The sequence below is a fragment of the Cytobacillus sp. C11.1 genome, assembly GCF_058145115.1.
Map to the genome: position 1 here is coordinate 4,862,758 of NZ_CM176935.1, position 19,443 is coordinate 4,882,200.

21 protein-coding genes and 1 riboswitch are annotated in these 19,443 nt (G+C 41.5%); of the genes, 13 read left to right on the forward strand and 8 right to left on the reverse strand.

What is annotated here, in order from left to right:
* Nucleotides 1-34: 34 nt before the first annotated feature.
* From AC3ZVC_RS24170 to AC3ZVC_RS24180, 3 genes are all read right to left on the reverse strand, one after another.
* The gene (locus AC3ZVC_RS24170) at nucleotides 35-1,660 is read right to left on the reverse strand and encodes a long-chain fatty acid--CoA ligase (RefSeq protein WP_490065601.1); all 1,626 of its coding nucleotides are present in this window, start codon (nucleotides 1,658-1,660) and stop codon (nucleotides 35-37) included.
* Nucleotides 1,661-1,803: 143 nt separating this feature from the next.
* A complete protein-coding gene (locus AC3ZVC_RS24175; RefSeq protein ID WP_490068998.1) occupies nucleotides 1,804-3,321 on the reverse strand; it encodes a coproporphyrinogen III oxidase in 1,518 nt (505 codons plus the stop codon).
* A gap of 431 nt (nucleotides 3,322-3,752) precedes the next feature.
* Nucleotides 3,753-4,619: a Cof-type HAD-IIB family hydrolase gene (locus AC3ZVC_RS24180; protein ID WP_490065602.1), complete on the reverse strand. Its 867-nt coding sequence runs from the start codon at nucleotides 4,617-4,619 to the stop codon at nucleotides 3,753-3,755.
* A 226-nt stretch (nucleotides 4,620-4,845) separates the two neighbouring features.
* Nucleotides 4,846-4,946: riboswitch (TPP riboswitch) on the forward strand.
* Nucleotides 4,947-5,218: 272 nt separating this feature from the next.
* Here AC3ZVC_RS24180 and AC3ZVC_RS24185 point away from each other — a divergent pair.
* The 5 genes from AC3ZVC_RS24185 to AC3ZVC_RS24205 all read left to right on the forward strand — a co-directional run bounded on the left by AC3ZVC_RS24185 (nucleotide 5,219) and on the right by AC3ZVC_RS24205 (nucleotide 9,237).
* Nucleotides 5,219-5,824: a YkoF family thiamine/hydroxymethylpyrimidine-binding protein gene (locus AC3ZVC_RS24185; protein WP_490065603.1), complete on the forward strand. Its 606-nt coding sequence runs from the start codon at nucleotides 5,219-5,221 to the stop codon at nucleotides 5,822-5,824.
* Between the two features lies 1 nt (nucleotide 5,825).
* Nucleotides 5,826-6,422 (forward strand): ECF transporter S component, encoded by a 597-nt coding sequence (locus tag AC3ZVC_RS24190; protein ID WP_490065604.1) that lies wholly within the window; start codon nucleotides 5,826-5,828, stop codon nucleotides 6,420-6,422.
* A complete protein-coding gene (locus tag AC3ZVC_RS24195; protein ID WP_490065605.1) occupies nucleotides 6,406-8,100 on the forward strand; it encodes an ABC transporter ATP-binding protein in 1,695 nt (564 codons plus the stop codon). Before AC3ZVC_RS24190 ends, AC3ZVC_RS24195 begins: the two co-directional genes overlap by 17 nt.
* Nucleotides 8,087-8,866: an energy-coupling factor transporter transmembrane component T family protein gene (locus AC3ZVC_RS24200; protein ID WP_490065606.1), complete on the forward strand. Its 780-nt coding sequence runs from the start codon at nucleotides 8,087-8,089 to the stop codon at nucleotides 8,864-8,866. Before AC3ZVC_RS24195 ends, AC3ZVC_RS24200 begins: the two co-directional genes overlap by 14 nt.
* Before the next feature lie 170 nt (nucleotides 8,867-9,036).
* Nucleotides 9,037-9,237 carry an alpha/beta-type small acid-soluble spore protein gene (locus tag AC3ZVC_RS24205; protein ID WP_144543346.1) on the forward strand — a complete coding sequence of 67 codons (201 nt, stop codon included), beginning with the start codon at nucleotides 9,037-9,039 and terminating at the stop codon, nucleotides 9,235-9,237.
* 66 nt (nucleotides 9,238-9,303) lie between these two features.
* Here the strand turns inward: AC3ZVC_RS24205 and AC3ZVC_RS24210 are convergent, their stop codons facing one another.
* The 3 genes from AC3ZVC_RS24210 to AC3ZVC_RS24220 all read right to left on the reverse strand — a co-directional run bounded on the left by AC3ZVC_RS24210 (nucleotide 9,304) and on the right by AC3ZVC_RS24220 (nucleotide 11,899).
* Nucleotides 9,304-9,828 carry a D-glycero-alpha-D-manno-heptose-1,7-bisphosphate 7-phosphatase gene (locus AC3ZVC_RS24210; protein ID WP_490065607.1) on the reverse strand — a complete coding sequence of 175 codons (525 nt, stop codon included), beginning with the start codon at nucleotides 9,826-9,828 and terminating at the stop codon, nucleotides 9,304-9,306.
* Nucleotides 9,829-9,992: 164 nt separating this feature from the next.
* Complete coding sequence (locus tag AC3ZVC_RS24215; protein WP_490065608.1) at nucleotides 9,993-10,343, reverse strand: YlbF/YmcA family competence regulator; 351 nt, start codon at nucleotides 10,341-10,343, stop codon at nucleotides 9,993-9,995.
* A 416-nt stretch (nucleotides 10,344-10,759) separates the two neighbouring features.
* On the reverse strand, nucleotides 10,760-11,899 hold the full coding sequence (locus tag AC3ZVC_RS24220; RefSeq protein ID WP_490065609.1) for a DUF445 domain-containing protein: 1,140 nt from the start codon (nucleotides 11,897-11,899) through the stop codon (nucleotides 10,760-10,762).
* Between the two features lie 172 nt (nucleotides 11,900-12,071).
* On the opposite strand from AC3ZVC_RS24220, the gene AC3ZVC_RS24225 reads away from it, so the two are divergent.
* The 4 genes from AC3ZVC_RS24225 to AC3ZVC_RS24240 are packed head-to-tail and all read left to right on the forward strand — an operon-like array spanning nucleotide 12,072 to nucleotide 17,070.
* Nucleotides 12,072-13,454 carry a YheC/YheD family endospore coat-associated protein gene (locus AC3ZVC_RS24225; protein ID WP_490065610.1) on the forward strand — a complete coding sequence of 461 codons (1,383 nt, stop codon included), beginning with the start codon at nucleotides 12,072-12,074 and terminating at the stop codon, nucleotides 13,452-13,454.
* 1 nt (nucleotide 13,455) lies between these two features.
* Nucleotides 13,456-14,559, forward strand: a complete 1,104-nt coding sequence (locus AC3ZVC_RS24230) for a YheC/YheD family endospore coat-associated protein (protein WP_490065611.1) — start codon at nucleotides 13,456-13,458, stop codon at nucleotides 14,557-14,559.
* On the forward strand, nucleotides 14,537-15,901 hold the full coding sequence (locus AC3ZVC_RS24235; protein WP_490065612.1) for a YheC/YheD family endospore coat-associated protein: 1,365 nt from the start codon (nucleotides 14,537-14,539) through the stop codon (nucleotides 15,899-15,901). The genes AC3ZVC_RS24230 and AC3ZVC_RS24235 overlap by 23 nt, the downstream gene beginning before the upstream one ends.
* Nucleotides 15,898-17,070, forward strand: a complete 1,173-nt coding sequence (locus AC3ZVC_RS24240; RefSeq protein WP_490065613.1) for a YheC/YheD family endospore coat-associated protein — start codon at nucleotides 15,898-15,900, stop codon at nucleotides 17,068-17,070. The genes AC3ZVC_RS24235 and AC3ZVC_RS24240 overlap by 4 nt, the downstream gene beginning before the upstream one ends.
* Before the next feature lie 145 nt (nucleotides 17,071-17,215).
* Here AC3ZVC_RS24240 and AC3ZVC_RS24245 read toward each other — a convergent pair whose 3' ends face one another.
* Nucleotides 17,216-17,383 (reverse strand): hypothetical protein, encoded by a 168-nt coding sequence (locus AC3ZVC_RS24245; protein WP_490065614.1) that lies wholly within the window; start codon nucleotides 17,381-17,383, stop codon nucleotides 17,216-17,218.
* A gap of 110 nt (nucleotides 17,384-17,493) precedes the next feature.
* On the opposite strand from AC3ZVC_RS24245, the gene AC3ZVC_RS24250 reads away from it, so the two are divergent.
* Nucleotides 17,494-17,703 (forward strand): YheE family protein, encoded by a 210-nt coding sequence (locus AC3ZVC_RS24250; RefSeq protein ID WP_490065615.1) that lies wholly within the window; start codon nucleotides 17,494-17,496, stop codon nucleotides 17,701-17,703.
* 101 nt (nucleotides 17,704-17,804) lie between these two features.
* Nucleotides 17,805-17,996, forward strand: a complete 192-nt coding sequence (locus AC3ZVC_RS24255) for a hypothetical protein (protein WP_490065616.1) — start codon at nucleotides 17,805-17,807, stop codon at nucleotides 17,994-17,996.
* A gap of 67 nt (nucleotides 17,997-18,063) precedes the next feature.
* Here the strand turns inward: AC3ZVC_RS24255 and AC3ZVC_RS24260 are convergent, their stop codons facing one another.
* On the reverse strand, nucleotides 18,064-18,324 hold the full coding sequence (locus AC3ZVC_RS24260; protein WP_026583956.1) for a metal-sensitive transcriptional regulator: 261 nt from the start codon (nucleotides 18,322-18,324) through the stop codon (nucleotides 18,064-18,066).
* Nucleotides 18,325-18,452: 128 nt separating this feature from the next.
* On the opposite strand from AC3ZVC_RS24260, the gene AC3ZVC_RS24265 reads away from it, so the two are divergent.
* Nucleotides 18,453-18,818, forward strand: coding sequence for a hypothetical protein (locus tag AC3ZVC_RS24265; protein ID WP_490065617.1), 366 nt, complete (start codon nucleotides 18,453-18,455; stop codon nucleotides 18,816-18,818).
* Nucleotides 18,779-19,345 (forward strand): PucR family transcriptional regulator, encoded by a 567-nt coding sequence (locus AC3ZVC_RS24270; protein WP_490065618.1) that lies wholly within the window; start codon nucleotides 18,779-18,781, stop codon nucleotides 19,343-19,345. The genes AC3ZVC_RS24265 and AC3ZVC_RS24270 overlap by 40 nt, the downstream gene beginning before the upstream one ends.
* Nucleotides 19,346-19,443: the final 98 nt, after the last annotated feature.

Sequence of the window (19,443 nt, forward strand, 5' to 3'; positions counted from 1 at the left end):
AGGATGCTGCCCTTTATTAGTGTATTACTGTGTATTACTGTGTATTTCCTGTATATTTTTTTTGAACTTGATCCCTTAATGCCATCTTTAGAAATTTTCCAACAGAAGTCTTTGGCATCTCCTCAAGGAACAAAATATCATCCGGAAGCCACCACTTCGCAAATTGCGGTTTAAGAAATTCATATAATTCTTCTTTCGTTGTCTTGCCTTTAAAAGGTTCTTTTAAGACAACACACGCCACCGGCCGTTCCTGCCATTGCTTATGAGGCACAGCAACAACTGCTGCTTCGAATACTGCTTCGTGTGCCATTAAGGTATTCTCTATATCTACAGAGGATATCCATTCTCCTCCACTCTTGATCAAGTCCTTCGTTCTGTCAACAATTTTCATAAACCCTTCTTCATCAATTGTCACGACATCACCCGTATACAGCCAGCCATCGCGGAACGCTTCATTTGTCCGTTCATCCTTGTAATATTCGGAAGCAATCCAGGGGCCTCTTATCGCAAGCTCGCCCATTTCCTTTCCATCCCAAGCGGCTTCCCCATCCTTGCCGACAACCTTCATCTCCAGACCTGGAACAAGGATGCCCTGCTTGGCTTTAATATAAAGCTGTTCCTCCGCAGAAAGCTCTTCCTGATAGCTTTTTAGAGTCGAAATGACAACAAGCGGACTGGTTTCAGTCATTCCATAGGCATGCATGAAAGGAATTTTATGTTTTTGCTCAAACGCTTTAATCATACCTTTCGGAGCTGCAGATCCGCCGCAAAGCACCGAACGGAGCGAACTCATATCATACTCGTTTTCATCCAGCTCTTTTAAAAGGCCCAGCCAGATTGTCGGCACCCCGGCTGTAATGGTTACTTTTTCCGACTGGATGAGCTCAGCCAGCAGCTTTGGAGTAAAGTAAGGGCCCGGCAGTACAAGTGTCGTCCCGAACCAAACAGCAGCAAATGGCAGCCCCCATGCATTTACATGGAACATTGGGACAACCGGAAGTGCTATATCCTTCTCGCTAACAGCTGCGCTATCGGCCATTCCCAGTGCCATACTGTGGAGGACAATCCCTCGATGTGAATATACGACACCCTTTGGATTGCCGGTTGTAGCAGAGGTATAGCACATCCCTGCAGCTGAATTTTCATCCAAATCATCAGGAAATTCATATTCTCCGCTTGCTTCTTCAACCAATTTTTCATAATGGTAAACAGGGGAGAGCGATGTTTCCGGCAATTCTTTGTCGTCGGTCATAATAATAAATGCCTTGACGGTCTTGAGTTCATCTTTTACCTTCTCGATTAGCGGAACAATGTCGGGATCGATTAGCAGCACCTTATCTTCAGCATGATTAATGATATAGGAAATATGCTGAGGCGACAGGCGGATATTAATTGTATGGAGGACGGCTCCACTGCATGGGATCGCAAAATAAGCCTCAAGATGGCGATGATGATTCCAGGCTAGCGTTCCGACCTTATCTCCTTTATCAACCCCTAACTTCTGCAGGCTTTCTGCGAGCTTACGGGTTCGTTCTGCAATTTCTTTATATGTAAATCTTTGAATTCCGCTGGACGTTCTGGATACGACCATTTTCTTTGGAAAATACTGTTCTGCCCTCTTAATCATCTGCGTCATAGTCAAAGGCGTTTGCATCATCATTCCTAATCCCCCTTTTTGTAAACGCTTTCATTTTATATAAGCTTATAAACAGTTATACCTATTTCTTTCATTCTATTTATTTAAGATAAAGTCCTTTAATTTTTATCAAAATTTTCTAAAAGTAAGCACAAAAAAATCCCCGCCTATTCAGCCAGGGATTTTTGTTTTTTATTAAACAGTTCATTTAATATTTTCAATTTCTCGTCAGCATAATGCTCGAAGCTGTCATTATATGACTTCGGGTCTTTCGGATTGGCAAAATGAGTTATTTTTCCTGTTTGTGGATCAATGAATTTGCTTGAGGCTCCACATCCAAGGCCAATGATTGTTTGCAGTTCTTCCATGATCATAATATTATAGATGCTCTCCTGGTTTGGAAGTGCATAGCCGACATTTTCAAGATTGCCGAGAATATTTTTCTGGCGGTACAAGTAATAGGGTTTATAGTTATGCTCGTTCGTCCAATTTTCCGCCATCTTCATCATTCTTTCGATTTCTTCCCGATCGGCAACCTTATATTTTTGCTTATTTTTCGTCATTTCCGATGCACGTTTAAAAGATAATGTATGGACAGTTAAAGATTCCGGCATCAGTTTTTCCGTTTCATTCAGAGTATGGGAAAACTCGGATACACCTTCCCCAGGAAGACCGATAATTAAATCCATATTAATATTGTTCATCCCCATATTGCGGGCAAGGTGAAATTTATCAACTGTTTCTTCCACTGTATGATGACGGCCGATTGCCTTCAGCGTTTCCTGAATATAAGACTGCGGATTGATGCTGATGCGGTCAATATTCCATTTCTTCAGCACTTCCAGTTTTTCAGGTGTAATTGTATCTGGACGGCCGGCTTCCACTGTTACCTCACGGATGTTTTTTACATCAGGGAAAGACGTGTACATTTCTTCATAAAGCAAATCCATTTCTTCCGCAGTAATGCTTGTTGGTGTCCCGCCGCCATAATAAACAGTCGTAATTTTAACATCATTTTCTTTCAGCCATTCGCCAATTTTGCGCATCTCATAATGCAGACCGCCAAGGAAGGAGTTCACAGACCCCTGTCTGCCGTTAATGGCGTATGCCGGGAACGTGCAATAAGCACACTTTGTCGGACAAAAAGGAATTCCAATATAAATGCTGACCTCATTTTGGAGCTTATATAAATCCGGAACAACAGCCAGCTGCCTATCCACGATATTCTGCATAAGCTGAATTTTTTCGTCCGTAATCAAATACTCTTCCTTCAGCTGCTGATGGACTTCATGCTGCGGCGTCTTGTTTTGCATTGCGCGATGGAGAAGTTTCGTAGGGCGGACCCCTGTTAAAATCCCCCACTTTTGCGTGATGCCTGTCCAGTCCTGCAGAACAGTCAAATATACATGTGAAACAGCATTTTTCACTTGTTTGAAATTCTCTTTCTCCGTTTTAGCAGGCACGAATGCTTTTTCAAAAACAGCCAGCCTTTTTTCGCCTTCTTTGTCGGCCAGTTCTGCTTGTGCCTTAAAGCTCGCACCTTGTTCCAGGCGAAAACCAATCGTTAAATCAGCTTCTGAAGCTTCTCCTAAAACCACTTCGCACTCCTCGAAAAATAGATTTCCAATTAGGCGAAGCGGCCGATGAAACCGTTCATCCTGTATACCTAATATCGAAATTTTCAAAGCGATCACCTTTTTAAAAAGAATATAATGAAAACTGCCATCATTCTGTTCGCTAACGGCAGCTAAAAAGTAGATTTTCTTTGTTGCTGACAAACTTCTTTAAGTGTACAGAAACAGGTAAAGGAGGTCAATATAGGGTAAAAGATTCCTAATAGATTGGTAAATTGTTTTTAGCATATATTTAAGCCGGAATCCTGCTTTTGGGTCCTGCCTCTACTGCTTCGTGCCCAAATGGGCTTGCGTCCTCCTGGCACTTTTTTTCGTTATTTTCACGAGTCTTTGCGTCGTTCTCTCCTTTTTTCGTCATATTTCCACATCAGCCTGCATTGCGTCCCTATCGCCCTTGCTTGCGTCAATTTCCCAATTATATGCGTTGGTTTTCACATCTAAAAAGAGAGCCGATTAGCATAATCGACTCTCTTTTGTTTTCTTTATTTTAAAAGATTCATTTTCCTCAGGAATTCGATCGGATGCTGCTTGCGGAAGTGCTCTTTGACCATATAGCTGACTCCGTTTTGGTTATTGGATCGGGTTAGCCAGTCTGCAGCTTTTTTCACTTCCGCCGGGGCATTCCCCATTGCCACACCGAGGCCGGCTGCTTCAATCATTTCCAGATCATCTATAGAGTCGCCAATAACGACCATTTGGTTTCTTGAGATTCCCAGATGTTCTCCCAAATAAAGCAATCCGTTCACCTTGGATACTCCTGCCGGAACAATATCCATGCGAAAGTCATTCAGTTTTATGATGTCGATGTTTTGAAACATGCCTTTAATAGAAGCATGAGCATCTTGCAGGTCCTCTTTATCTTCAAAGTAGACTTCGATTTTTGGAGGTGTGACAGGTTCATCCAAAATGGTATCGCTCAATGAATCTACAAATTGCTGTGAGTAAAAGATGGGATCACCTGTAGTAAATACTGTTTTAGCAAGCATATTGGAATTTAGTTTTGTTTTGTTAGCCAGGGAATATTTTTCGTGCACCAGCCTGATTTGGCATGTAAAGCCTTCAAGCAGGCGCACGATTTCAAACGTCTCATCTTCCTGTATGCGTTTTACAAAAATTGGTTTTTCCTGAGAGGCTGCAATATAAGCCCCTCTGTGTGTGACCAGCAAAGAATTAATTTTCAGTGCTTTCGCCACTTTCTTTGCAGAAGGAAAGCTCCTTGACGTTACAAGCGTTACATAAATTCCTTTTTGCTGTACATATTCAATCGCTTCTTTAGTGGATTTATGAAGTCTTCCATTTGATTGGAGAAGTGTTCCATCAATATTTAAAGCAAGCATTCGGTATATCATCTACTTTGCCCCCTATTCTCGGTGTAAAATTGTCCTATTACACTTTTATGAAGAAATGCAATTGATTAGAACATGACATGGACAATGCAAACATTTTTCTTTAGCTTGTAGGAATTGGCCTGACTATTTCAATTTGAGAGACTTTTTAATTCAAAGAATTATAAATTATCCATTTACAATTCAATGTTCGCGTATTAAGATGGAGTCAAATAAAAACTGCATATCAAGTTTGCACTAGGGGAGCTTTTGGCTGAGAAGAACATTCCGTTCTGACCCTTATGACCCGATCTGGATAATACCAGCGTGGGGAAGTGCAGGTGGACGGCTATCATTTTTTATGTATTGATAACATTCAACTGCATTTCCTCATGGAAATGCAGTTTTTTATTTTTCAGGCTGTGTTAAAGCTAAATGTTGATTTCAGCCCCTTGTTGATTGGAGCGGAAGGCACGGATTACAGCGGGAGAAGCGAGTCATAGGGAGATCACACAGGCACTATGCGCCGAGGATGCTTCCCGACCGCCTGCGGTTCGCTGAGTGCCTGGGGAGGAAATCAACAGGCAAGATTAACAGTATAAAAAATTAGGAGGAATGACAGTATGCAAGAAAATTTTTTATGTGGAACAAGCGAGATTACAGGGTGCAGATTTTCTATTTATCCTATGTCTGACCGGTTTGTGGATATTATTTTATCGGCACTGAATGAAGTGGACACAAGCAAGGTATGGATGGAAACTGATGATGTCAGCACATGTGTGCGCGGCCGTTCCATTCATGTCTTTGATGTTGTAAAAGCCATTTACCTGGAAGCAGCCAAGCATGGCGACCATGTTGTTTTCTATGGCACTTTTTCAAACGGCTGTCCTGGAGATACGGCAGGTGATGCTTACCTTGCTGAAAATGAAGAGAGAGCGAATAAGGAAAAGTCGGCAAGTTTCCTTCAGAAAGTTGCCGCCCAATTTGCTCTTTATCCAATGGGGATCCCTACATACATGGATGTCATAATGGACCAGGTAGAGCTGGCGAAATCACAGGGCACATTTTCAAAAGGTGTCCATTATGCTTCAAGACTTGATGGAGATGCACATGCTGTTTTTAAAACGCTTGAAGAAGCATTCGAGGGATGTAAAAAAAGTGATTCCACGCATATTGTTATGACAGTTAATATGTCTGCGAACAGCCCTTCCCATAAGGGGGCTGAATAATATGCTTGAAAAATGGAAGCTTCGTGAAGTGATCGTCCTTTCTGTTTTGGCTGTTGTGTTTGCGGTGGTTTATCTCGTTTTTCTTCAATTCGGAAACGTACTTTATGGGTTGTTCGGCTTGATTGGCTATGATATTATCTTTGGAATCTGGTTTATCGTTTCGATTATCGCTGCCTATATTATCAGAAAGCCCGGGGCTGCCTTTTTATCGGAAACCATTGCCGCAACGGTTGAGATCATGATTGGCAATGCTGTCGGCCCGCGCCTTATCCTTTCTGGAATGATACAAGGAATTGGGGCAGAAGCTGTTTTTGCGGCTACAAAATGGAGTAATTACCGGACTTGGGTTTTAATCACTGCAGGTATGGGCTCATCTGTCACAAGTTTTATATGGGGTTACTTTATCTCAGGCTATGCTGCACTTTCACCAGGTTATGTGACAGCCATGTTTTTCGTCCGGCTAGCAAGTGGCGCTTTACTGGCAGGTTTACTCGGAAAATGGCTGAGTGAAAGTCTAGCAAAAACAGGTGCATTGAGCAGCTTCCCGATCGGCAAGGAACGGAAAAGGGGAAAACCGGACAATGGAATTACAGCGTAACGAGGCTATTCTAAAGACAAAGCTGCTTACTTTTCGGCATGAAGAAGAGAAAAATCCTGTTTTTAATGATGTGAATTTAAACCTTTATCCTGAGGAGGCAGTTCTTATTCTCGGGCCCAGCGGCTGCGGAAAAAGTACACTTGCACTTTGCCTAAATAAATTGTACCCGGAGGCTGTAGATGGCCATCTTGAAGGATGGGCCTCTTTTAAGGGAAAATTGCTGAGTTCATTCAGGCCTGGTGAGATTAATAAAAGCATTGGAATGGTATTTCAGGATCCTGAAAGCCAGTTTTGCATGGTAACCGTCGAGGATGAACTGGCGTTTGGACTGGAAAATATGAATATTCCTCCTGAGGATATTGGGCCAAAGATTGATCATGCACTTGAACTTGTCAATCTTCTCCCATATAAACATGCTATGATTCACACCCTCTCAGGAGGGCAAAAACAAAAGCTGGCTTTGGCATGTGTTTTGGCATTGGAACCGGAGATCCTGATTCTTGATGAACCGACAGCAAATTTGGATCCTGCCTCAAGCAGCGAGCTTGCCAGCATAATCAAGAAGCTTAGAACTGAACTTTCTCTTACACTGCTGATCATTGAACACAAACTGGATGATTGGATTGATCAAATTGATCGCTGTCTGGTTTTAAACCGAGGGGGCGAAATTTTATTTAATGGCAAGCCGGATGCCTGCTTTACTGATTATGCAGAGGAGCTTCAGTCAGAAGGAATCTGGCTGCCGAGCACAGTAAGAGCTGGCCTTATAGCAAAGAAAGCCGGATTATACTCCGGGTCCGCCCTTCCGCTAAATCAAAATGAACTAATTAATGGATTAGCAGACCCTGATTCAGCAGTTCGACTTTTTGAAAAAAAGAAAAATGTTTTAACTGGCACAGCGGATCAAAGTATTCTTGAAGTCCAAAGACTTTCTTTTAGCAAAGGCGGAAATGAACTGTTAAAAGATATTAGCTTTTCTGTTAAAAAGGGGGAATTTATTGCAATAGCAGGCCCGAACGGATCCGGTAAAACCACACTTTCCAGACTTCTCTCCAGATTAAATTTGGGTTCCTCCGGGGAGATTTCCTTTCTTGGACGTACTCTCTCCAAATGGAAGGAGAATGAATTGAGGCAGAAAATGGGCTACATTTTCCAGAATCCGGAACATCAGTTTATTACAGATTCTGTGTTTGAAGAAATTGTATTCAGCCTAAAAGTCATGGAGATGGAAGAAGCGGAAATAAATGAAACAGCCAAAACTATACTGAAGCAGGTTCGTTTACATAAGCAGGCATACCTTCACCCTTTTTCCTTAAGCCAAGGGCAAAAACGGCGGCTAAGTGTTGCAACCATGCTTGTGAATAATCAAGATTTGCTGCTGCTTGATGAGCCTACATTTGGACAGGATGCCAATACTGCACGTGAACTTATGGCTCTTTTAGAGGAGAAGATATATGACGGAGGATCCGTCATTATGATCACCCATGATATGGATCTAATCCAGTCCTATGCCCATAAAGTGATTATTCTTTCAGATGGAGAAATAATTTATGATGGAACGCCAGATGACCTATGGAACAAACAGGAAATTATGAAGCAGGCCTCCCTTCAGCTTCCATACTTTGAAAAGTTCAAGAACGATATCCGTACGGGGAGTGGATATTATGCTCTTACATGACATTAATCCCAGTATAAAAGCGCTCACTGTAGTGATTTGCGTACTAATTTTATCTATCTTTTTTGATCCGCTCACACCCTTGCTCACCCTGATAATAACAGCGAGTGCTACCCTCTTACTTGGAAGGGTGTCAATTAAGAAGTGGCTGTTGTTATTCTCGCCTTTCTTGTTTATGGCGTTCATTTACATCTGGTCAGCTATTCTTTTTTCAAGGATAGATCAAGGAGAAACCATCCTATGGGCTTGGGGCATCTTAACGTTAACTGAGGAAGGCTTTCAGCGTGCCCTCTCACTTGGGCTGCGCGTGTTAAGCTTTACGTCGCTGTCCCTTTTGTTTATTTTAACCACAAAGCCAACAGAGTTTCTGCTCAGTTTAATGCAGCAATGCCGGCTTTCACCGAAGCTTGCATATGCCATTATGGCTGGCTATCGATTTTTGCCATTAATAAAAGAAGAATTTGAGATTATCAGAAGTGCTCACCGGATAAGGGGGGTGGGTAAAGCAAGGTCTTTTTCCGAAAAATTAGCTGAGCTTAAAAGGTATGCAGTCCCTCTGCTTGCCGGGGCCATCCGCAAAGCAGAAAGAACAGCCATGGCAATGGAATCGAAAGGTTTCACCGGCGATAAGAACAGGCAATTCTATCATAAAATCACAGTTTCATGGAAAGACCTGGCATTTTCCGTTATTATGGTGGCAGCAGTTCTATTAAGTGCATACACCTCCTGGAAGCTTGGCTATTTGCAGCTGTATAACGGTGAGCTGTGAGGGGATATGTTGATTTTATATGCGGTATGCTCCCTATGAAAAAGTATAACAAACTTGTCAGCAGTAAAAATACCTTTAATTACCAACTGGACCTATGAATAAATTTTTATTGCCCTTCTTAAGCTATGATTGTAACAATCAAGAAAACTACACCAAAGGAGATGATTTACATGGCAAGAAGCAACAATTCTAATCAGCTTTTAGTATCAGGAGTCAGTCAGGCAATTGATCAAATGAAGTATGAAATCGCAACAGAATTCGGTGTGAACCTTGGCCCGGAAACATCTTCAAGAGCAAATGGATCAGTAGGCGGGGAAATCACAAAGCGCCTTGTCCAAATGGCTGAACAACAGCTTGGCGGAGCACGCTAATTTTTAGGCAATTATCGAAAAATAAAACGCCGCTTACAGCAATCTGCGAAGCGGCTTTTATTTTTCTTAATTAAGCATTTCCACAATATCTTCTACTGCCTCAAACAGTGAATTAGCCTGTATATCTGCTTTTGTCGGGTCTGAACCAATGAAAACTGTTTTACAGCCTGCCTTCTTACCTGCTTCAATATCTCGCTCGTGATCGCCAACCATAATGCTGCTGGCAAGATCAAGATTATATCTTTCTGCAAGATCCAGCAGCATACCTGCATTTGGCTTCCGGCATCCGCAACCCGCTTTTGGTTTATGCGGACAATAAGCTACTTCCTTAATATGGCCGCCTTTTTCTGCAATTAGCTCCTGCAGCCTATCATGGATTCTCTTCAATTCTTTTTCTTTTAAGTAGCCCAGTCCGACGCCGCCCTGATTGGTCACGACAAAAATCTCATAACCTGCTTTTGTCAATTCTGCAACTGCTTCAGCTGCGCCTTCAAGCAAAAATAACTGTTCCGGCTTGTTTACAAATTTAACCCTGTCAGATAAAACCTCATTTAAGACACCGTCCCGGTCGAGAAAAACTGCTTTTCCCATTTTTCTCCCTCTTTCCTATTTCCAACGTCTATCATAAAGGTACCCAATTCAAAGTACCTTTATTACAGAGTAATGCCGTTGGATAAGATTTGTCTGAAAAAATTGGATAACAGCCTAAATGAAAAAACTCCCAGTTCCATTACCGGGAGTTCTAATCCAGCTATTTATTCTACAGCACCGTATAGCTCTTCAAGTGGCTTCATGATGATTTTGTTCATTTCAGCTACCATCATGCTCATGCGCTGTTCAGCTTCCATAAGCTTTGAAATTTGCTCATGCTGCTGTACAAGAGCTACTGTTTTTTGTGCCTGTTCCACTTCTTCCTGCGTAATATCCTGACCCATCATTTGCTTTTGCTGAAGTTCCATTTGGATATTGCGGAAGTTTTCAAACATTGTTTTTGCAGAGGGATCTGCATTCACATTATCGTATGCTTGTTTTAAAGCCTTGTATTCATCGCTTTCACGCACGGCTTTCTCTAATTCATAGGCTGAATCATGTAAATTTACTGCCATTTGTAAACACTCCTTCCGGTTCTCGTTCAAAAAGGAGAATAATAAACACATACTATTTCCCGTACTTTGAACATCTACTCCACTATAACAAACTATGACAGTAAACGCGAGGCCATACCTTTTTTATTAGGTCTCTTTTCTTATAGATTGTTGTTTTTGTTTATGAATTCTGCCCGTTGGTTTCCGCTGCGAGCACTCAGCGAACCCGCGGGGAGGGTTGCGAGCCTCCTCGGCTTCGCCTGTGGGGTCTCGCACTTCCCTCTCTTCCCGAGGGCATTGAATAAACACCCTTGAGTAAACATCGCACGAAGAAAATGCGGATGCATTTTCGAGGATCAAGTGCCCTGCGCTATAATCAACTCAGTTGGTAAAAATACGTTTGCCTTCAAAAAGAAACAAACTTTACGAAAACAGCCTTAATTTATGAAAATAACCAGAATCCCCTGGAAAAGCCCGATAACCCCGCCAAGCAATGCGCCTAGATAGGTAATCATTTTCAGTTCGCTTCTTGTAATGGAAAGAACCATTTCTTCAAGTCGTTCAACTGAGAAAGTTTCCACCTGCTGACGGACAATTTCCGCTAGGTGCAGACGCTCCATGAGAACATCGATACGGCGGGAAAGCCAGCCGCCAAGCAGTTCAACACTTTTCGGCGCTATCTCTTCAATTACTTTTGTCCTATAAGAGTCCGTCAGCTTAGATAAAGGCGTCATGAAGATTACATCAAGCTTAACCACTTTTTGTACAAATCCTTTGATCATATTAACGAGCTTTTCTTTTTCAAACTGCTCTTCAATCCGCTCTGCTTCCCAGTCAAGCACCTTATTCCATTCTTTTTTCAATATTGTGGTGATTAGGTCTGCTGTTCCTTCATTTTTTAAAAACCTGACAATTTCCGGCTGGATTTTATCCGCTAGATTGATGTTTCCCATGAACATTTGCAGCATATTGCTCAGCATTCCGCTTCGCTCACGGACAAAGTCATCAGCCATTCTTTGGATGCGCATTTTTCCTTCAATGCTGGAAAAATAGTCGACTCCTTTTTCAAGAATATAAGAAGAAATGATAGGAAGCTTCGCATCTACTTTTTGGATGATTTCCGGTGAAACAACTTCTCTAAGTGGTTTAGTCCGGTATTTCACCATTAAGTTTTCATATTTCTCTTCAACAAACTGATTCAACTTATCCTCAGCTTTTTGCTGAGCATCCTCCATTCCAAGAACCGCAAGCAGTTCGGCTGGTGTCTTATCAGTATTCAGAAGATTCTCCAGTTCCTTTTGGACAAGGCCGGTCATATCCTTTTGAAAGCCTTCATTTAAAAATTTTCGTTGGATGCTTTCGGGTGTCAGCAAATGATCAGTTACCATTTTCCCCATTTGTGCGGCCAGCTCGTCCCTTCGCTTCGGAATCAGCCCCGGGGTGAATGGAACTCTCCAATTTTTAATATAAAGTGGCTTATAAGGCCTGAACAGCATTTTAATGGCCAGGGAATTGGTAAAACCCCCAATGATAGCCCCAATTATAATCATAATGATAATTGTGATTGCGATTTGCATTTACATCTACCTTCCATGCACAAATTTAGAAAAGCGGAAGCGCCAGGCAGAAAATATTCCCCCGCTCCGCCATTGCACCAATTTTCAACCTTTTACATACGATACCGTATCAGCTTTTGCCTATTTTTTCATTATACGCGCACACATAAAGACGAGCAAATGAGGAATGATCATGTCAGTTTCTTTATTGCCTATTACGATTGTTCCGGTAAAAATGTTTCAAGAAAATCAGCATCAGATTCAAATTAGCCATTCTCTTATTCATTACTGGAATATAGACTTGCATATTCCCCATGTTCTGCACATCGGGAGGAGATCCATACAGATTACCATTGAAGGAGCAAGCATTACCAAGGATGAGCTTTTTTTCAGTGATTGGCTGTTTCAGGAATGCTGTCTTCCTATCCAGGAGCTCGATTTTATTGCGAGCTATTCCAAAAAAGATCATTCCATTACCCTCGGGCCTGTTGTCGGTCTTATGACAGATTTGAATGATAAGGGGGCAGAACCAGACTTCCGCTCCATTCATGCTTTTTGCGAAGAACTGAATGAGGTTGTGTCAAATATGGGCGGCCTTTTTTATGTGTTCCACTTTAAAGATTTCGAAGAAGGCAAATTGCAGGGTTATTACCTTCAAGCGGGCCAGTGGATAAGAAGTGAGGTACCGCTTCCAGGCGTCATTTACAACCGGGTTCACTCCAGGGCGCTTGAAGCCAGCACTTTCTTCCAAACATTTAAAAACAGCATAAGAAGCCTTTTTATCCCCCTATTTAACGACCGTTTTTTATCCAAAACAGAAGTTCACAATCTGCTATATTCTGAAGAACATATGAAGCCATATCTGCCCGATACGGTTATCGCAAATGAATATTCAGTAAAAGAGCTGCTAAATAAACACAAGTCCCTTTATATAAAGCCGATCCACGGAAGCCAGGGCCGGAACATAATCAGAATAACCTTAAATGGAGAAGAAATCCTCGCAGAATTATCATCTGGAAACCGCAGGGAAGAAACGCTGCTGTTCGAGAACTATACCCGCTTTACCCATTGGTTTAAGCAGCAGCAAAAGAATAAAAACTTTTTAGCCCAGCAGGCAATCCCCCTGCAAACCTATAAAAACAGGCAGCTTGATTTCCGTGTTCTCTGCCATAAAAATTTTCAGGATACATGGAAAGCCACTTCCGCAGTAGCAAGAATTTCAGCTGAGCAGCAATTTGTTTCCAACATCGCGAGGGGCGGAGAAATTATGAAGCCGCTAAAAATTTTTTCGATACTGTCAGATCCCAGAACAGCCATCCAGCAGCTTGCGTTGATGAAAGAACTTGCGGTCGAAACAGCCTCCATAATCAGCCAAAAATGCGATGGGCTGATAGGTGAGCTTGGCATTGATATAGGCGTTGATAAAAATGGAAAGCTATGGATCATTGAGGTTAATTCAAAGCCCTCGAAAAACTTTGAAGATAGTGATAATAGAATAAGGCCATCTGCAAAGGCGCTCATCGAATATGCCGCGGCCTTATCCTTTTCAGGCATACCCCCAAAGGAGGATTACTAGAATGCTTTCATTCGGAATCATGACATTAAATAAACGAAATGAAAAATCTTACTTTTTGGAAATGGCAAAAAGGGCTAATGCATACGGCATTAACTGCTTCCGTTTTGTTCCTTCTGATATAAATCCCATATCCGAAAAAATCAGCGGCGACTTCTTTAATCCAAGTTCAGCCGAATGGGAGCAAAAGGTCTTTTCAGCTCCTGAAATCCTGTATGACCGCTGTTTTTATGGAGAGGATTCCCATTCAAAGCAGTGTATGTCCATTGTCAACTGGCTGAAAGCGAGAGAAGATATCCATTTTATTGGCTACGGTTTGCCTAATAAGCTTGAATTATATGAACTCCTTTCCCATTCAAGCATTTCACCTTATCTGCTTAAAACTGACCCCTTTTTAAGTTCTGAAAAGTTCTTTGAAAAATTGCGCCATGATCAGCCCCTTATTCTTAAGCCGGCGAGCGGGTCTCAGGGACAGGGTATCTATTATATTGAAAAAACCGGTAAAAATATTCTGGTTAAGACTGATAAGAAGGATGGACAGATTTCCCATTGCTTCGAAAAGCCCCAAAAGGCAATTGCTTGGCTGAACAGGCTGACATCAACCCGGCAATACCTCATACAGCCTTATGTGAACCTATCAAATAAAGAAAGCCAGCCTTTTGATGTAAGGATATTATTGCAAAAGGATTCAAAAGGCACTTGGAAGGAAATAGGCCGGGGAATCCGAACAGGGAAAAATGGGGGCATCATTTCCAATTTAAGCGCAGGCGGAACAAATATCTCCTTTAATGAATGGATTGCTGCCTTTCCTTCTCCAATGCGAAATTATATTTGTGAAGAGCTAAATGAAATTATTAATACACTTCCTGCTGCCCTGGAGGATAAACTGCCGCCATTGTTTGAGATGGGAATAGATATAGGGGTTGGAACTGACGGTTCAATATGGGTTCTCGATATTAATTCCAAACCGGGGAGAAAAACGATACTAAACATCCACCCTGAAAAAAATGAAGAATTATATAACGCTCCCCTCCTTTACGCGAAGCACCTTGCAGCCAGCATTCAAAATGAAAGGAGACAGGATCATGCGAAAACAGTATCAAATTGAAATTTTGGACTCCCCGTCTAAAACTGTTTATATCCCGAATGAGCTAAACCTCCATACCCATTTAACCAAACTGGCATTCGGCACCCAATCGGCCGATGCTGCTTTCTTACTCCATAAAACGAAGAAGAACTCGATTATAATAAGCAAAGACGTAGCAGAAGCTCTTAGGTTTCCTGATTTAACGATTCCCTTGCACGCTTTCACCAATCATGAAACACTGTATATTGGCCCGCTCGTCGGGATTTTCACATCCGGTTTTACCTCTTTTCCATTAAGGCCAATTGGCGATAGAACCTTGTTTTTCGCCAAACTTTTATCAGTCAAGAAAACAGTGGGAGCCATTCCGTTTTTATTCGGCGAGCACCACATTAACTGGGAACAAGGGACCATCCAAGGTCTTTTTTATCATCAGGACGGCTGGGAAACCTATGAAATCCCTTTTCCAAATGTTGTTTACGACAGACTCCCCAACAGAAAAAGCGAAAGAAAGAACGAACTAAAGGCTGTACGTGACCGCCTCCAGAAAGAATATTTGATTCCCTGGTATAATCCGGGCTTCTTTAATAAATTGGATGTATACGAAAGGCTCCAAAATGAGGAATCAATCAGCGCATACTTGCCTGAAACCCATCCTTTTTCTTCTTTTTCCATAATCGAAAGGATGCTTTCCGATTATGGCCATGTTTTTTTAAAGCCGATTAATGGCAGCCTTGGGCTAGGTATCCATCAAATCATTTATGATAAGACGGAAGGAAATTATTATTGCCGATACAGGGACCGGGACGAAAACCGGCTAAGAAAGTATAATAGCCTTGAAAGTTTAATGCGCAATGTATTCGCAGGCAGAAATTTAAGCCGGATGATTATTCAGCAGGGGATCCATTTATTGCGCTATGATCAGCGCCCAATTGATTTCCGCATTCATACCAATAAAGATGAAAATGGAGAATGGAAGATTACCGCTACGGCTGCAAAGATTGCTGGTCCAGGCAGTGTTACGACCCATGTAAAAAGCGGCGGGGTTATCAAGACCTTGGATGAAGTTTTTGAAGCCTTTGAAGAAAAGGAAGAGGCATTGAAAAAGCTGACTGCCGCAGCACTAAAAATAAGCAAAGCTCTTGAACGGAATATGGAAGGGATTATAGGCGAAATTGGATTTGATTTTGGTTTGGACCGCAAAGGGAATGTATGGCTTTTCGAAGCAAACTCCAAGCCGGGAAGATCTATATTTAAACACCCGCAGCTCCGTGAATTTGACCTTCTTACCCGGAAGCTATCACTGTCATTTGCTGTTTTCCTTGCTGAGGCGTCCATTACTAAACCCGAGGAAGTTTTCAGATGAGGGTCTTTTATGACTGGGCCAGCAAAGAGTGGTCCAGTCATTCTGGAGCCACCCTAGGCAGCAATCTTCTCCCTTTAAAGTCACCAGATCCGGAAACAGAACTTAGACCCCTTTCCTTTTCATTATCAGGCCAAAATCAAAATGCAGGCCCGGTTATTGGCATCCTGACTTGCAAAGGAAAGGATAACACTCTAGCTGGCAATGGCCCGTTATTTAAAGCCCTGCAAAAAGAAATCCTGCAAAACAAAGGAATTTCGTTTGTCTTTACAGCAGAAGACATTGAAAAAAATTTCTTGAACGGTTATATTTTTTTGCCCGATCAAGACAAATGGATTCAGGCTTGCTGCCCTCTACCTCATCTTGTATATAACAGAGTGCCGTTCCGGAAGCATGAACAAACCGATTCTTATAATGAAGCCTGCGATTTTTTTAAGAAACATAATATTCCGTTTTTCAATCCCGGGTTTCTCGATAAATATGAGGTTTGCCAGCTTTTTATGGCTCATCCTCATCTGCAAAGATATATACCGGATACAATCCTCATAACTGATGAATCGGTACTGAAGAATTTTATCGGGAAGTACAGAGACATTTACCTAAAGCCCGCACAGGGAGCAAAAGGAAAAGGAATTTATCGTTTAAGCGATTCGGATGGGAAAAGGCTGATAATATCAGGGCTTAAGGATTCATATTCTTACAAAGCTTTTGAAAGCTTTTGGAACGAATGGAAAGTAACGCTTACAGGCAAAGCTTATTTGGCACAGAAAGCGATTAGCCCTGCCCTGCTTGACGGCAAACGCTTTGATTTTAGGATTCTGGCTCATTTCATCAGAGGCGAATATCGGGTTACGGGTATTGGCATTCGCCAGGCTCAGGACCAGGAGATCACTACCCATATCCCCAATGGCGGCATAGTGATTCCGTATGAAAAGGTGCGGACAAAGGAACATGATGAATTTATTAATATGGCAGTGTCAGAGGCTGGAAGGCTCTTAAAAAAGGAATTTGGCTGCTACAGAGAATTTTCAATGGATGCAGGATTATCTAATAAAGGCAAGTATTTTATTTATGAATTAAATGCAAAGCCCATGAGCTTTGATGAACCTTCTATTGAATCGAAGAGAATCCAAGAACTCACCCGGATATTTTTCCATATGGCTGGATTTTAAGACAGAAAAGAATCGAAGTCGATAATAAAAATAGCCGTACACCAGTTAGGTGAACGGCTATTTTTATGCGATTTTAAGCAATATTCGATGGTGTACCCAGAATTGACTTTTCACAACGTGCTGTCAATCGCAAAACACAATATGATTAAGTAGTTATAGGTCTTTTAGTTGTTTTTACCTTATTTCTCTTGGAGGAAGTACCGGAAAATGACTGAAATTGATCTTTAAGCTTCTGGCGGGCTTCCGGGTTTCTCATTAAATAGGCTGCTCCAAGTGCCATGGCTGACATCATGAATTTATTGTTCCTTTTCATCAATTTTGCCTCCTTTTAATGTTAAAATGTTTCTACATCTATTCAATTCCCTTTTACTTGGACTATAAACGGGAATTTTAAAAATGATAGCCAGGGGGGGCATTAGCCAATTGTTAACACACTTTCAATTCAAACCGTTGTATGAAAATAAGCAACTGCCGGGATGGACATTCTCCTGCTATTTCCAAAAACAAAAGATAGCGGGCATTTACCATCCTGATGGAAAAATCGAATGGACATCCGGGAAACCAGGAAGTCAGGCGGAAGATCTCAAATCGCAAATCCACGAATTAATGTTATTCCATGTTTATGATCAGTAAACAGTCAGCAGGCTAAACCGCTGAATCCTCCGTATTATTTCTTGCCGATCTTGGAAAAATAACCGCTACAGCATTAATTTTATAAAAAGGAGCGGAAAACGATGGACAAAGATAAGAACCCGCAGGCGGCAGATGATTTGGGTTATGAGGGCCGGGATAAAGCATATGTAGACATTGACAGAATCATCAACGAAGGTTTATCAGGCGGATCCGTGCATGGGCGCGGCGATGAAGTTAATATCGAACAGGCTAGGGAACTCCACAAGGAAGAACCGCCATATAAAGCGGATTGAACCGCAAAAAGGCACCTTGAACGAATAACCGTTCAGGTGCCTCTTATGTTTTATAGACAGACTATTACTATCTGCTCTTTACAATCATGTTAACTGCTTCCTGGATTGCATCTTCAGCATTCTTGCCTTCCGTATTTGCATCCCGGATACAAGTTTCAAGATTCTTTGCTACGATATATCCCATGGCACGGTCAACCGCTGAGCGGACTGCGGATAATTGCGTTACAACATCCTTGCAATGCTTTTCTTCTTCCATCATACGGATTACGCCCCGTACTTGTCCTTCAAGCCTTTTCAAGCGATTTTTCATCTCTGGTGTGTACTCCATATTCTCACCCCTTAACTTTCTTTACCCATTTATAAAATCTAAGACTGTTTACACGAAAGTTTTTTACTTAAATTATAACTGCTATAATATAAGAAACACAAAAATTTATCAAATTAAAGGATAAAAATATGTTAAAAAAAATACATGGCAAATATCCTAGCTCTATACTAATGGAAGTAAAGCCTGATTTCCACTTTTTTTCAAACACATACTGGTTTTATTATCAGGAAACCGGAGAATGGCTTGGCATACCTGCAAAAGATATTTCAGAGGAAAGCCTAGAGATTTTAAAAACTTTATTTGATTTTCATGACGTTTCTCTCCATCATAATCCTGCTGCACAATCCTGGTTTGACTTTTTATTTTCTAATGGGAGTGTACCCAAAATCGCCCGGGATTTCCATACAGGCTTATTCAATTTAAAACGGCCGAAGGCGACTGGGTACGCGAAGATATGGAGGCTGCTTTTAAAGGTTTTTTTGAGAAGGACATAATTGTTTTATGGAATCAACCATCAAAAGGCGTGATTGTTGAAGAATTTGAAGAGCCTCTGGCAGAAGACGATTTCTATGCCATTTCAAATGCTTTGGAGAGCGATTTTTTTGTAAAGACATATTTTTATATTGGTGTTCCGAATAAGCCAGGGGATGATTTTCCCAATCATTTAAAAGAAGAAATTCAATTTTTTGAACTTGCCTCATCCTTGCTGCCTTCAGAAAGGGTGTTTTCATTCGAGAAAACATTCCCATCTCTAGTTGCGGCAAACCTGGACATTTTTTTAAAAGGAAGCCTGCTAGCCCGTCTGTCTTTTCTTAAAGAGGATCCAGAACTGTTAAATACCATTAAGATATTTCTGCAGCATAGTTCCAATGTATCCTTAACAGCAAAAAAATTGTATCTTCACCGAAACACACTGCAATACAGATTAGACAAGTTCACGGAGAAAACAGGCATTCAATTAAAAGACTTTAACAGCTCCGTGACGGTATACCTGGCTTGTCTGCTGTATGAACAGCACTGAATTTGAACACATTGCATAAAACCGCCTACAGGATTTTTGTGCAGTTTAGCCATATGGAAAAATCCCTAATCCCTTTAAACTGAATGTAAGCAAAAATA